General features: G+C 61.8%; 16 protein-coding genes and 1 pseudogene. 1 reads left to right on the top strand and 16 read right to left on the bottom strand.

Annotated features, from left to right (window positions below):
- The 16 genes from EOL86_07875 to EOL86_07800 all read right to left on the bottom strand — a co-directional run.
- On the bottom strand, positions 1–272 hold a 272-nt coding region (locus tag EOL86_07875), incomplete at its 3' end, for an HrpE/YscL family type III secretion apparatus protein (protein ID NCD25493.1).
- Positions 251–937 (bottom strand): sulfate adenylyltransferase, encoded by a 687-nt coding sequence (locus EOL86_07870; GenBank protein ID NCD25492.1) that lies wholly within the window; start codon positions 935–937, stop codon positions 251–253. The genes EOL86_07875 and EOL86_07870, both read right to left, overlap by 22 nt.
- Positions 938–1,054: 117 nt before the next feature.
- Complete coding sequence (locus EOL86_07865) at positions 1,055–1,822, bottom strand: EscJ/YscJ/HrcJ family type III secretion inner membrane ring protein (protein ID NCD25491.1); 768 nt, start codon at positions 1,820–1,822, stop codon at positions 1,055–1,057.
- Positions 1,823–1,912: 90 nt separating this feature from the next.
- The gene (locus EOL86_07860; protein NCD25490.1) at positions 1,913–2,488 is read right to left on the bottom strand and encodes a hypothetical protein; all 576 of its coding nucleotides are present in this window, start codon (positions 2,486–2,488) and stop codon (positions 1,913–1,915) included.
- A gap of 11 nt (positions 2,489–2,499) precedes the next feature.
- Positions 2,500–2,868, bottom strand: a complete 369-nt coding sequence (locus tag EOL86_07855) for a tetratricopeptide repeat protein (GenBank protein NCD25489.1) — start codon at positions 2,866–2,868, stop codon at positions 2,500–2,502.
- 9 nt (positions 2,869–2,877) lie between these two features.
- Positions 2,878–3,129: a type III secretion protein gene (locus EOL86_07850; protein ID NCD25488.1), complete on the bottom strand. Its 252-nt coding sequence runs from the start codon at positions 3,127–3,129 to the stop codon at positions 2,878–2,880.
- A 43-nt stretch (positions 3,130–3,172) separates the two neighbouring features.
- Positions 3,173–3,385: a hypothetical protein gene (locus EOL86_07845; GenBank protein ID NCD25487.1), complete on the bottom strand. Its 213-nt coding sequence runs from the start codon at positions 3,383–3,385 to the stop codon at positions 3,173–3,175.
- On the bottom strand, positions 3,378–4,895 hold the full coding sequence (locus tag EOL86_07840; GenBank protein NCD25486.1) for an EscD/YscD/HrpQ family type III secretion system inner membrane ring protein: 1,518 nt from the start codon (positions 4,893–4,895) through the stop codon (positions 3,378–3,380). The genes EOL86_07845 and EOL86_07840 overlap by 8 nt, the downstream gene beginning before the upstream one ends.
- Positions 4,892–7,150, bottom strand: coding sequence for an EscC/YscC/HrcC family type III secretion system outer membrane ring protein (locus EOL86_07835; GenBank protein NCD25485.1), 2,259 nt, complete (start codon positions 7,148–7,150; stop codon positions 4,892–4,894). The genes EOL86_07840 and EOL86_07835 overlap by 4 nt, the downstream gene beginning before the upstream one ends.
- Before the next feature lie 4 nt (positions 7,151–7,154).
- Entirely contained in the window at positions 7,155–7,622 is a 468-nt protein-coding gene (locus EOL86_07830) for a hypothetical protein (protein NCD25484.1), read from the bottom strand.
- Positions 7,623–7,788: 166 nt separating this feature from the next.
- Positions 7,789–8,568: a type III secretion system protein gene (locus EOL86_07825; protein ID NCD25483.1), complete on the bottom strand. Its 780-nt coding sequence runs from the start codon at positions 8,566–8,568 to the stop codon at positions 7,789–7,791.
- Positions 8,569–8,613: 45 nt separating this feature from the next.
- Entirely contained in the window at positions 8,614–9,636 is a 1,023-nt protein-coding gene (locus EOL86_07820) for a type III secretion system protein (GenBank protein ID NCD25482.1), read from the bottom strand.
- Between the two features lie 10 nt (positions 9,637–9,646).
- Positions 9,647–10,147 carry a CesD/SycD/LcrH family type III secretion system chaperone gene (locus EOL86_07815; GenBank protein ID NCD25481.1) on the bottom strand — a complete coding sequence of 167 codons (501 nt, stop codon included), beginning with the start codon at positions 10,145–10,147 and terminating at the stop codon, positions 9,647–9,649.
- Between the two features lie 104 nt (positions 10,148–10,251).
- A complete protein-coding gene (locus EOL86_07810; protein ID NCD25480.1) occupies positions 10,252–10,767 on the bottom strand; it encodes a hypothetical protein in 516 nt (171 codons plus the stop codon).
- Positions 10,768–10,796: 29 nt separating this feature from the next.
- Complete coding sequence (locus EOL86_07805; protein ID NCD25479.1) at positions 10,797–11,354, bottom strand: USH1C-binding protein 1; 558 nt, start codon at positions 11,352–11,354, stop codon at positions 10,797–10,799.
- A gap of 49 nt (positions 11,355–11,403) precedes the next feature.
- Positions 11,404–11,700 carry a hypothetical protein gene (locus tag EOL86_07800; protein ID NCD25478.1) on the bottom strand — a complete coding sequence of 99 codons (297 nt, stop codon included), beginning with the start codon at positions 11,698–11,700 and terminating at the stop codon, positions 11,404–11,406.
- A 396-nt stretch (positions 11,701–12,096) separates the two neighbouring features.
- Between EOL86_07800 and EOL86_07795 the strand changes: the two are divergent.
- Positions 12,097–12,269: pseudogene (locus EOL86_07795) on the top strand (SepL/TyeA/HrpJ family type III secretion system gatekeeper).

Here is a 12,269-nt window from a genome sequence, read left to right as displayed (position 1 = left end):
ATGCCCTCGATGAATTCCACCGAGGACAGGATCGTTTCCATCATCTTTTCGGCATGTTCAAGCTTGCCTTCGGTCTTGCCGTCCTCGTAGCCTTGCTGGCGCTGCTGGGTGTACGCCTCCTCCGCCTCGCGCAGGATGTCCCGGGCGCGTTCCCCGGCGCGGTCCAGAATTTCCTGGGCTTCGAGGAGCCGGGCCGCGTCGTAGGCCTTGAGCACGCGTTGGCCGGCCTGGGGCAGAATTTTGTCCGTGGTCAATCGAAACATGGAGCCCATTGCGGCGCGACCTCCCGAAGCAGAATTTTCTTGAAGCCAAACCAGATCCGTCGCCCGAGCTCCGGAGTCGTGAGTAGGGGATCGTCCAGGCCCGGAAAATCGGCGTCGTGGTCCGGGTCATGCGGGATTTGGTCCGGATGCCACAGTCGGAGCAGGGCCTGGGGCCATTGCGCCCAACAGCTTTCAAGCGCCATGCGTCCATGCGCCAGGACGCGTTGGGGAAGAGGCATGTCCTCGTGGCCGTGGGCAAAGACCTCGGTCAAGGATCCGAGCTGGAAACGGCCGCGTTCCAGGGCATAGGTGATGAGCTCCGTTCCCAGAATCCGGCGCGCGTCCAGGACCTCTTCGCGGCGGATCAGTCGCGCCAGTTCCCGGGCATGGATGGCCGCGCCGAACAGGCGTGCCGTTCGGGCCAGCACTGCTGGCTCGATCAGGGCCAGCCGCCGCGATTCCTCGGTGAAGTCCCAGAAGCCGTCCGGGGCGGTGGCGAAATGTTTTCTGGCCCGTGGATTGTTCCAGATCGCCGAGGCGTCCAAGCCGGGAATGTCCGTCAGAATCCGGGGCGGCGGCGCGTTCCGGCCGTCATCAAGGCCGTTGAAAGCCAGGATGGCCTGGAAGAGTTCCGGTTTGTCGCGGATGAGATGTGAAAAAAAATCCTTATGCATGCCCAGGCCTCCGGGCTGGCCGTCTGGCCAATGGGAACGGTTGGCGATCGCGGGGGGCTTCCGGGTGGATTCCCGCGCGACAGGTCGGGCGGGTGTCCGTGGACGGGTGGCTGTTTGTCACGGTTGTTGGTCCTCGGACGGGGCCGCTTCCTGGGTTTTGCGTCCACGGCGGCGCAGAAATTCATGGGCGGCGAGCAAAATGGCGCCGGCGCAGGTCAGGGCCACGGTCAGGATGGCGCCCACCAGCACGTACGGCGGCCCGTCGGCGGGCATGTAGGGGATGCCCAGAAAATGCTCTTGCGGCGCCATGGGCACGGACACGGCTTCCCGTACCGGCACGAGCATGACCGAAACACGGTCCGGGATCAGGTTGGGCACGGCCTTGGCCGTGACCTCGCGCACCCTGGCGACCAGATCGACCACCGGGGAATCCGGGAGATGGCGCAGAAACACCGCTGCCGATGGCAAGGTGCTCTTGTCCGTGGATTGCTCGGCGCCAGCCGGCACGACGTGCACCCTGGACGTGAGCACGCCGTCGATGCGTGAAAACGTGTCCGCCAATTCCTGGGAAATGGCGTAGGCGAGGCGAACCTGCTCCTCCGACGGGGACGAGATCATGCCCTGACCGGAGAAAACCTCTCCCAGGTTGGTGAATTCCCGCCGGGGCAGGTTGTTTTCCTTGAGGATTTCCAGAGCCTGGACAATTTGTTGCTCGTCCACGCTGATGGAAAAGCCCTTTTTCCCGGCTGACACCTTTTGGGCGTCGATGTCCCGCTTCAGCAGGGCCGCGAGCATGGAGTTGGCCTGCTCCTCGGTCAGCCCCTGATGGATCTCGACCCGACAGCCGGCCAGAATCAGGGCGAGCGCAAGAAGGACGAATCCCATGGCCAGCCGGCCAAATCCGGTGGGGTTTCGTCGTGGGGGAAAAGCGTTGGATACGGGCATCGAGCAATCCTTTGCGGGTGATTCAGTCCATCAGCCTTTTTGTTTGAGCAGGTTATCGAAAGTTTGAGCCGTTTTTTTGGAAGCCTGCATGCCGCTTTCGGCGTTCACCTTGAGCATGCCGATCAGGTATTGCATCCGGAACAGGTCCTCGGCCCGCAACTGTCCGGATTCCATGCGGTCGAGAATACCATTCAGCTCGCGCAGCCTGTCCGTGGCCGGGGACTCCGGCGCGGGTGTCGCCAGGTCCCGGGGGAGCTGGTCCGGCACCGCCGTCGGACCGGATGGCGCGAATTCCCGTGGGCCGAAATCGTGGAGACCGTCCACGCCAAGACTGTCGGTCTGATCCGGAATTGCTCCGGGGGCTTCGGGCGGTTGGTGCTCCAAGCCCCCGGAGTCAAAATGCATGGTGTCGATCGTGGACGATGGGTCGCTGGCCGCCGGGGCTGGGCCCCCGGCCAGGGCTTCCTCGAAGGCGCGGACAAGCTCCGGGTCGGGCTGGCCGCTGGGGCCGAAGTCCGAACGCAGTTCCGCCCCGCTGGAAATTCCGCTTTTTTCCAGGGCTTCGAGCAGGCGGCTGGCCAGATTGGCAACGGAGCCCAGTTCCATGCCGGATCGTCCTAGGCCCTGGCGCGTTCAAGCAGGGCCGTGGCCAGCTCGGCCCTGGGACCGTCCTGGTCGGCCAGGGGGACGAGCACGGCCTCGGCCTCCTCGCGCTGTCCGGCCAGGGTATGGCAGAGCCCGAGCATGGCCAGCGCTTCCTGATCGTCGGGAGCGGCGGCGAGCACGGTGTCGCGCAGCAGTTTCTCGGCCTCGGCGAATTCGTTGACCACGATGTGGCTCAAGGCCAGGCCGATGCTGGCCGGGGCCAAGTCGGGATTCGTGGCCAGCAAGCCCTGGTAAATGACGCGGGCCTCCACGACATGGCCCTTGGAGCAGCCCGCGTTGGCGATGTCGACGAGACGTTGGATGTGTTCCGATGTCAGCATGGATTCTCCCTAGCCCGCGCGTTGGGCGAGGCTTTTAAGCATGTCGTTCATGCTCTTGGTGACGGTGGAGAGGGATTCAAGCATGGCGTTATACTGACCAAGTTCGAAATTGAGCATGGCCATCTGTTCGGGGCTGGCGGATTCACTGTTCTGCAATTCCTTCATTTTTTGCTCGATGCTGGACCCGCGCTTGCTCACGGCCTCCATGCTGGTGTCGAACAGATTGCCCAAATTCAGTCCCGGGGTTCCCGATATGGTCATATGTACCTTCCTTGTCCGTTTGATGGCGGGCGTTGTCGTGGGATCAGGCCGGCAGCTTGTCCAGAATGCTTCCGGCCGCCTGGATGATGTCGCGGGTTGTCCGGGCCACGGTCATGTCGTCGGGGGACAGCCCCCGGTCCATGGCGCGGCGGATGTCCATGTCCATGTTCAGCAGATCGTTCCGGATGGGTTGCAGCCCGGAGCCGGACGGATCGTTTTCCAGCATTTCCAGCACTGAAACAAAGGGTTCACTCATCGGCGCCTCGCAGTTTGTGGATGGTTACAATTCCATTTTTGAGGAGTTTTAATTCCTTGTGCCCAATATGTTCCAGGGTGTGCCCGCTCGGCAGCAGGCCGCCCTCGAAAATGCGTTCGCCCGTGGCCAGGGAAACAAAGCGCATGGGCGTCAGGGTCACGCCCGTGACCTGGATGGCGGCGACGGCCGCGTCCTCGCCTGGGCCGGCGGGAACATCGGAGCCGGGCACGCTTGTTCCGGGTCCGGGATCGTCGCCGGACGGCGCCGGAGCCGAAATTCCGCGCGCGATGGGCGCGATTCGGGGGGGCGCGATGTCCGGCTGGGTCGCGGCGAGAATTTTGAACGGTACCGGTTTGTCGAGGCGTTGCTGGACCTCGGCCATGGTCGTTTCCAAAACATGGCGTTGGCTTGCGGTAAAGGTTCCGGAAAGCGTGACCAGTCCGGGGTGGTAGTCGACGCGGACAAAGTCCATTTCCACCTCGGCAAGCAAGCCGTCCAGTTCCTTGGCCACCGCGTCGGCGTGGACGATGTCGCGGGTCAAGGCCAGGGGAATCTGTCCTTGAAAGTCCGCCAGCACAGCCGCGAAGGCCGTGTCCTCCACCTGGCGGTCCGCCATGTAGCCGCGCACCGTGTACCCGTGTCCGCCTTCGGGATCCTTGCGAATTTCGGGAAACAGGCCCCGGCTGTTGAAGGCAAAGGCCAGTCCTCCCGCGCGGTCCGCCTCGACACGGATGTCGAGTTGAATCGGTGCATGCAGGCTTTGGGCCAGACGCAAAAGCCGGGCGCGTTCGGAGTCGCTGTCCACGCTGCCCCGGATGGTCAACATGGCGTCCCCATCCGTTGCGGTCAGGGCGGGAAATGAATTTTGAGCAAGAATTTCTTGGAGTTGTGTCGCGGTTATGGCTGTTGGCGCGGGTCGGAACTCGTAGGAAACGGTCAAGGCGCCAAGGCAGAGCAGCATGATCGCCGCGCGCAGTAGTTTTTTGATCGTGCCATTGGCGCGCATCAATGCCCGCGAAGTGGGCGTCGCGGCCAGGGAGTTGTCGCCAACGAAGTTGGGGTCCGTCTCGTCCAGGAGCGCGCTCGCGGCGGTTTCCGGGACTGCCGGCCGTTGCGTCGGCGCCTCTGGACTTTGTTCACGCGGCTTGGACATGGCCTCGAAAACATCGCGCCAGGCCTCGGGTGCCTGATTGGCCGGCAACCAGGCCAGCAGGGTTGTTCCGAGCAGGCACGCGGTGCCTGGGAGCCAGGCGCTTCCCTGGGCGGCGGCTGGCTGGCCGTCGATGATGGCCTGACTATCAAGGGGCGTGACGAGGACATCCGGCCCGGCTCCGGCCTCTGGCGCGGCAACCCGAACAACGGCGTGCCGGGCGGCCAGACCGTGATCGGTTAAAATGATGTCGCAGGAATCGTCGCCGCCAAGCAGGTGATCGCCCGGAGGCAGAACGATTTCCGCGCCGAGATGCGGGCCGGAGAAAACGCGCAGCCGGATGTCGCCGTCGGAACTCATGGCGCGGGCTCCATGCCCGTTTCGGTCGTGGCGGCCGGTGTTTTCTGGCTGCCGGCGCGCGCGTGGGCGCAGCCGCCGTGCGTCGGGCGTTGTGGGCGTTGCGAAAAATCGGCCTGGGTCGGACTTTGGCGCATGGCCGGATCGTCCACCCGGTCCGGGATGGGTGGCAGGTCCGTGAGGTCGATGACCCGTGGCGTGATCAGGATGAGGCGTTCCATGCGTTTGTTGCTTTTGGACGAGGTCTTGAACAGGTTGCCCAGGCCGGGAATGTCCTTGAGGATGGGGATTCCGCTTTCGTCCGTGCCTTTTTGTTCATAGTAATAGCCGCCGATGAGCAGACTTTGGCCCGCGCCGACAATGGCCTGGGTGTTGATTTTGGTTTGCTTGATGGGCGGAATGGTTCCGGCCGCGGCCGTGGTCGCGGCGCCGTTGTCGTTTTGGTCGTCCTGGACGCTGACCACGAGCTTGATGGTGTTCTGTCCGGCCTCGTTTTCGATGATATGCGGCGTGACGCGCAACACCGTGCCCGCCTCGACCTTGAACAGGTCCGAGGCTTCGTTGCCCTGAATCGGGATGTAGTAGGTGGTCGTGTTTTCCAGGGTGGCCTGGATGTTGTCCACGGTCAGCACGGACGGGCGGCCGAGCATTCTGGCCTCGCCCTCTTCTTCCAGGGCCTGGACGCGGGCCAGAAAATAGTCCGAGCCCATGGTGTAGATGGTCGAGAGGGACAATCCAGCGCCGGTGGATACCCCCAGTCCCGGCAGGGGCGAGAATTCGCCTGCCGTCGTGGACACTTCACCGCCAAAGCCCCAGCCTTTGCCCGAGGGATCCGCGGCTTGGTAGGTGATCCCCAGCTCCCGTTTGTAGTCCGTGTCGATGTCCACGATGGCCGCGTGGATCTCCACGAGCTCCACGGGTTTGTCCAGGTCTTCGATGACCTTGGCGTAGTAGGGCATGCGGTATTCGGCGTCATGCACCAGGACCGCGTTGACCCGTGGGTCGGCCATGATGCTCGCCGGCGGTCCGGCCGTGGCCGGCTCGGTCGTCGGTGCCGCTTCCTCGGTGTCCTGGCCCAGGGCGGCCAGGCCGGTTCCGGTGAGTTTGTCCACCGTGGCCTTTTGTTGGACGACGCGGGTGGCCGAGGTCGGCGTGCCACCGATCATGGCCCGCAGGATGCTCGCGATGCCGGGGATGGTCACGGTCTTGTCCATGCTGTTGACGGAAATATCCTCGGCCCAGGCATACTTGAGCGGAAACACGCGCATGACGATGGTGTCGCGCTGGGTTTCTTCGTAGGCGGTGGCCGCGCTCATGACCTGTTCGAGGTATTGGGGCGGTCCGGACACGACGATCATGTTGCCGTCCGGGGCCAGGGTCGGTGGCAGTTGCGGGGAAAAGACCGCCGATTGGTGCAGCAGGGTGAAAAGCTTGTCGGCGCTCAGGGCCTTGGGCGTGATAAAGGCCCTGGTCAGCTCGGCGTCATTGAAAAAATGGATGCTGGACCCGATGCGATACCAGGACACGCCAAAGGCCGCGCGCATGCCCCGCAGGAATTTGTCCGCGGGCACGTCATCGAAGCGGCCGCTGATTTTTCCGGTCACGCCGGTGGAGATGGACGCGCTGAGCCCTTGGACGCGGGCGAAGTGCATGAGCACCGTCGGCAGGTCCTGTTGGTCCGCGTAATAGGTGAAATTTTTGGAAAATCCCGCCGGTGTCGGCGGCGCGGCCAAGCGGGGCGGCGCATGGGGCGTCGAAAAGCCGGCGCCCGCGTCCACGGCTGGCCGGGAGGTTGGCCGGGAGGTCGGCTGGGCCGATGCCGTGAACAGATCCACGACCACCCGGTCCGGGTCGGTCAGGGCAAAGACATGGTGCCGCGCGGGAGCTTGGAGGTCGAGGTCGATGACCACTCCCTGGGGGGAGGCCAGGGCATGCACGGTCGAAAGAATGCCGTCGCCAACCGTGCGCGAGGCCGGAACATTGGGCGCCAGCCCCGTTCCGCGCAGGGTGACGCGCAGACGCCGGGTTCCTGGCTTTTCGTCCAGCGTCACCGCGTGTTCCACCGGCGCGGAGACATCCAGAACCACCCGCGTGTGCGTTGGGACAGAATGGTGGCGGACGGCGGTGAGAAGCGGCGCCGCGCCGGCGTTTCCGGCCGCTGCCGCGCTGGCCAGGATGAGGAGGGCAAAAAAAATGACCGTCGTGGCGCGTCTGGTCGGGCGTGCCTGGCTGCGGGTGAAAAGGCGGCGGTTGCTCATGCGGTCAACGTCCAACCGGCCAGGAGAGGTCGAACCCGGACAGGCTGAAGGGAGACGGGGATGCCTGGGGACTGCGTGCGCCGATTTGAACCTGCCACCAGGCGAGATCGTTCAGGAAGTCCTTGGCCACGTCGGGGATCGCGCGGGCCATGTCCGCCGCCATTGCGTCGAGTCCGATGGCGCGGTGCAGTTGCAGCCGGCCGCCGTCGATGGAGAGGGTGGATCTGCGTTTCCGGCTCGCGGCCACGGCGCGTTGCGCGCAGGTTTTGAGAAGCGTCTCGGACTCGGCGTCTTCGCCCGACAGGGTGGTCAGGGTGGAGCGGAAGATACCGGTGCGCCCGTCGGGCGAGAAGAAATCCATGTCCAGGTCTCCTTCGAGGCGGAAGTGGAACACGCCCTCGGCGTCGGGTTGGGTGGGTTTCCAGCCCGCGGCCGAGGTGATGGCGTCGGCGGCTTGTTGCGTCAGGGTCATGCAATCTCCTTGTAAGCCATGGAACTTTTGGGCCAAGGCCCCGATTTTGTCAAACAAGTTTGCTTTTGGATACTTTTCTTCCTCTTTTAGGCCGCGACGTGCCCGGCACCGCCATGATCCGTTGGGGATGGCGTGGCGGTGCCGGTTTGTTTTTGAGCATGGTCAATCAGCCGAGAATCCTGGTTCTGGTTTGATTGGTGCTTTGCTGGATGGAATCCATGGTGGAGAGCATTTTTTGGATCAGTTCACGGAGGCTCTCCTCGAGGCTTTTGAGGGCGTCGGTCTGGGCTCTGGCTCGTTCGATATCGGCGTCCATGAGTTTGATTTCGGCGTCATACATGCCGCTCACGGCCTGGCTGATGGAGCCGACGGTGCCGACGGTACCTCCCGCGGCGGAGTTGAAGCTTTGGACTTTGGTGTTAAGCAGCATGTCGGCATGACCGCGGGCTGCTGTATCCGTGATTTTTGCGTTTTCAGCCGTTCCGCTGGACATCATGCTGTACGACATGAGGCCTTGGGCGATGCTCAGCAAACCCGAAGCGATGCCCATGCACAGCTGGAAAACCGCTTTGTCGCGCATTTCCTCGGCCTGGGCCTCGATTGTGTCGACAATAATGTTGGTCTGCAAGGCACGCTGCTCTGCGCTTTGGCGGCGCTGGTCGGCGGCCAGGTCGCCGACCAGTGCCAGATAATTGGCGCAAAAAGACGGGAGTCCAGCCAGGCCGTTGTCCCACAGGGCTCCTGTGCCCATGGGCGGGGGCAGGGTCGGCAGGGCGGCCGAGATCGAACTTAATGCCTGGGAAAAAGTTTTTCCGGCATTGACCGCCGCCAGCAGGGCTTGATCGATCTGTTCCTTGGAAACATATTCCGATTTGGCAGCCTCCAGGAGCTGGTTGTACTGGGTGGCATTAAATCCATTGATTTGATTGACATTCGTGAAAGACATGGTTCTACCTCATGACCTTTGTCGTGGATGGTTCGGTTCGTCTTGCTAGGCCATGGCCGGCGTGGTCGTTAAAATTGCGGTCTGGGTTTCCGCGCAGCCCTTCACGATTTCCGTGACCTTGGCCATGAGGTCGTTGGCCCGCTCCATTTCATTTTCCACAAGCTTTCTGTCCATCTCGATGGCTTCCTTGATCCGTTCGAGAATGGCCTCAAGCTCCTTGGCGGTGATTTTTGTTTGGGCCACCTTATAGTCCACGACCGCGCTGGCAATGGTCGTGCCTCCCTGGGCCACGTTCAGCCCGGCCGAGGTGAAATTCAGAACTTTCTGCGCCAACACAGTTACATCAAATGCCTTTTGGGCCGCCTGGGAGGTGATGTTGGCCGCGCTGGCCGACGTGCTGGCCAGGCCCGCGCCAATGCTTACGCCGATAGCCGCGACCATGACGGCCATCTGCATGCCGAAGGCAAACCATTTGGCGGTTTCGTCGCTCATGCCCATGGCCTTGCCGAGTTTTTCAAAGCCCGCCATCATGCACACCTTGCCGTCCGTGGCCATGGACAGAACGCTGTCGATGGTCATGGCCATGCCGATGCACCCGGCCACGACGAGCAGGGGGTTTCCGGTCAACACGCCGGCGGCGATGGTCGCCACCGAGGCAATGGCGCCGACGATCATGCCGATGATTTTGAAAGCCTTCAGAAAACCGTTCAACACGGCCTTCTTTTTCATTTCCTCCAATTGCTTGGCCAGTTGCTCCAGCTGTTTGTCGTTGACTTCCTTTTGTTGCGCAGCCTTGAGTTCGAGGCTGTTGACCCCGTCCTTGCAGGCTTGACGCCGGACTTCGTTGCCGATGGCGTTCATCAGCGAATCCAGGGACATGCCGCCGACTGGGGTGGACAAAACGGGCAGTCCGAGTTTTTCCAGGGCTTGGTTGAGTGTTATATCGCCAGCGGCGGGCGGAAGGGTGGACCCCAGCCCCGTCGGCTGTCCTTCGGTCAGTTGTCGCAGAGCCGTGGCGGCATCGATGTTGCCGGTTTGAAAGCGGCTGATGGTCAGTTCATTGCCCATGGCCTCTCCCTCACGCTTTGCCTTCCAGCATTTTCAGAAGTTCGGAGGCCGTGCTCCGGCATTGGACATGGGCCGCGTTTTCCTTTTCGCCCAGGGTGAGCAGTCCTTGCAACGCGCCGATGGCGTTCTCCTTGTCGCCAAGTTTGATGTAGCAGTTGGCGGCGTAAAGGAAGGGGGACGGATCCGACAGACCGCCGGCCACGCCGGCCATGGAATACGCGTCCACGGCGCCCTGGAGGTTGCCATTGGCCTGGCGGCAGCCGGCCAGTCCCATCCAGAAGCGGACTTCCGAGTGTTTGTACAGGCACAGGGCCTGGAAAATGGTCTGCGCGTCGGTGAAATTGCCCGAGGTGTAGAGATTGTAGCCCAGGGAATAGAGCCCCTCGAGAACTTCGGGTTTCATGTTGGCGACGTCGCTGATGCTGGCGCCGTTTTGCATGGCCTTGATGATGGCCTGAATTTCGCTGTCGTTTAAGGGTGCCTCGGCTGCGGGAGACTGGGTGGTGGTCATGGATGCCTCGCTGGCTCGTCCAGAGGTCCGCGCGGGCGCGGACTTCCGGACGGATGATGCTGGTTTTGGATTATGGGTGACCTGGTTTTCTCGTCGATTGCGGCCTACTGGCCACGGGCGATGTTGGTCAGCACCTGGTTGGCATTGCTGATGGCCGTGTTGGCGCCCTGCAGGAAGGAATTGTACTGACCGATGAAATCCTGCAGATAAACCATGAGGGTCTGGGTCTTGCTGCCGATCTGTTCCTGGTAGTTGGTCAGGGATTTGAGGTTGTATTCCCATTCCTTTTCCGTATGAGCGTTGTCGCCACCCGTTTTGTCGTAAGAAAGCCCCCGCTCGTCGAAGAATGTCTTCATCGCCGGCGACATTGCCGTGGCATTTTTGCCGGTCTTGGCGGCGTTCATCTGCGTGCGCGCGGCTTCGATCATGTCGGCGCAGGCTTTTTGTTCGGCCTGGATGTCCTGGATTTGTTTCATGTAGTCGTTGGCCTGGCTCTTACATATCTGGGACTGGGCCATCTGCAGCTTGGCGAACATCATCTGGATGCCGCCGGCCGGGCCGAGGTCGATATCGGCCATGATCTGGGAAAGATTCTGTGTTCCGGTGACGGGAGTGGTCATGGTGGTATCCTCTTGTGTCGTGAAGGGTTTTATTGGCCGCGGGCGATGTTGGTCAGCACCTGATTGGCGTTGCTGATGGCCGTATTCGCGCCCTGCAGGAAGGAATTGTACTGTCCGATGAAGTCCTGCAGGTAGACCATGAGGGTCTGGGTCTTGCTGCCGATCTGTTCCTGGTAGTTGGTCAGGGATTTCAAGGTGTAATCCCATTCGTCCTTGCCCAGGATGTAGTCCTTGTCCGCGTTGGGGTAGCTGAGGCCGCGTTCGTCCATGAAATCCACGAGTTCCTGGGGCATGGGGTAGCAGTCTTTCCCCCTTGTGGTCGTGCCGCTGATGCTGGCGATGCCGACGCCCTCTCCATTCTTGCCTTTGTTCTGAAGATCCCGGGCCGTGGCGATCATGTCGGCGCAGGCTTTTTGTTCGGTCTGGATATCCTGGATCTGCTTCATGTAGTCGTTGGCCTGGCTCTTACATATCTGGGACTGGGCCATCTGCAGCTTGGCGAACATCATCTGGATGCCGCCGGCCGGGCCGAGATCGATATTGGCCATGATTTGGGAAAGACTTTGGGTTCCTGTTACTTCGGGCATGGTTTTTCCCTTGCTGTCGCGGAGTTGTTGTGGAGCCTGGGTATGGGGGTTAGAGTCGTACCGCGCCGCGGCGTCCCGCTCCGGGGACCTTGCCTCCGGTTGTCGGCGTCGGTGCCGCCTGTGCCGCGCGGGCCGAACCTTCGCGTTTGGCCTTGTCCTGGGCCTCGGCCATCATTTTTTGCACTTCCGGCGGAAGTTCCGCGTTAAGAGATTCCTGTATCTCGCTCTGGGAAAATCCCAGCGCCTTGAGCTGCCCTTCGTACTGCGCGTCGAGTCTGGAGAGTTCTTCTCCCAAAGCCTTGAGTTGTTCCTGCTGCGCGGCGAAATCTTTTTCCGAAAAAGTCATGATGTCCTCCTGGTTTGGTTTCAGCGTTAGCAGATGACATGCCAAAACGAATAACACCAGCGTGAGCTGCTCGTGCCCCCGCCATGGGCTGTCTTGGCGTTCGTGCCGAGGTCTGTGTGTCAAGGTAATTGGCAAAATCGTGGTGGCGCTGATGCCAATTTAATTGGCACTTCCGCCATGATCAAAATATGTCAGTTTCTGCGGAGAATCAAGCATTTAACCATAGTTCTTGCGGCGTTGCGTTCATTCTGTTACATTTTTCACGTTGGCTCGATTATTGGATGGAAGGTGGAGACGTTTGTTTTTGCACCACGGCAGGAGAGCATCATGGCCATTGATTTTTCCATCAACTCCCAGTTCGCCCAGCAAGGGCGGGATGTTGGGTCCGCTGCCGCCGGCGCGGCCATGACCGGAACGTTCATGGGGCGCCAGGCCGCGGCCGTTGATTCGCCCATGTCGCTTCTGGCCGACGCGGCCGAGGAATTGACCTTTGCCGCCGACACCACGGACGAGTTTGAACTGGCCGACCGCAAGGAGCGCAAGACGGTTTCCGAATCCCTGATCGAGCG

This window comes from Deltaproteobacteria bacterium, assembly GCA_009930495.1.
Taxonomy (GTDB): domain Bacteria; phylum Desulfobacterota; class Desulfovibrionia; order Desulfovibrionales; family Desulfomicrobiaceae; genus Desulfomicrobium.
The sequence above is the reverse complement of the archived record's forward strand: the minus strand, read 5'-3'. Positions and strand labels throughout refer to the sequence as shown.

Bases quoted from the DNA above. Each gene is read 5' to 3' on its own strand.
- EOL86_07870 (NCD25492.1), bottom strand. From the start codon at position 937: ATGCATAAGGATTTTTTTTCACATCTCATCCGCGACAAACCGGAACTC.
- EOL86_07865 (NCD25491.1), bottom strand. From the start codon at position 1,822: ATGGGATTCGTCCTTCTTGCGCTCGCCCTGATTCTGGCCGGCTGTCGG.
- EOL86_07860 (NCD25490.1), bottom strand. From the start codon at position 2,488: ATGGAACTGGGCTCCGTTGCCAATCTGGCCAGCCGCCTGCTCGAAGCC.
- EOL86_07855 (NCD25489.1), bottom strand. From the start codon at position 2,868: ATGCTGACATCGGAACACATCCAACGTCTCGTCGACATCGCCAACGCG.
- EOL86_07850 (NCD25488.1), bottom strand. From the start codon at position 3,129: ATGACCATATCGGGAACCCCGGGACTGAATTTGGGCAATCTGTTCGAC.
- EOL86_07845 (NCD25487.1), bottom strand. From the start codon at position 3,385: ATGAGTGAACCCTTTGTTTCAGTGCTGGAAATGCTGGAAAACGATCCG.
- EOL86_07840 (NCD25486.1), bottom strand. From the start codon at position 4,895: ATGAGTTCCGACGGCGACATCCGGCTGCGCGTTTTCTCCGGCCCGCAT.
- EOL86_07835 (NCD25485.1), bottom strand. From the start codon at position 7,150: ATGAGCAACCGCCGCCTTTTCACCCGCAGCCAGGCACGCCCGACCAGA.
- EOL86_07830 (NCD25484.1), bottom strand. From the start codon at position 7,622: ATGACCCTGACGCAACAAGCCGCCGACGCCATCACCTCGGCCGCGGGC.
- EOL86_07825 (NCD25483.1), bottom strand. From the start codon at position 8,568: ATGTCTTTCACGAATGTCAATCAAATCAATGGATTTAATGCCACCCAG.
- EOL86_07820 (NCD25482.1), bottom strand. From the start codon at position 9,636: ATGGGCAATGAACTGACCATCAGCCGCTTTCAAACCGGCAACATCGAT.
- EOL86_07815 (NCD25481.1), bottom strand. From the start codon at position 10,147: ATGACCACCACCCAGTCTCCCGCAGCCGAGGCACCCTTAAACGACAGC.
- EOL86_07810 (NCD25480.1), bottom strand. From the start codon at position 10,767: ATGACCACTCCCGTCACCGGAACACAGAATCTTTCCCAGATCATGGCC.
- EOL86_07805 (NCD25479.1), bottom strand. From the start codon at position 11,354: ATGCCCGAAGTAACAGGAACCCAAAGTCTTTCCCAAATCATGGCCAAT.
- EOL86_07800 (NCD25478.1), bottom strand. From the start codon at position 11,700: ATGACTTTTTCGGAAAAAGATTTCGCCGCGCAGCAGGAACAACTCAAG.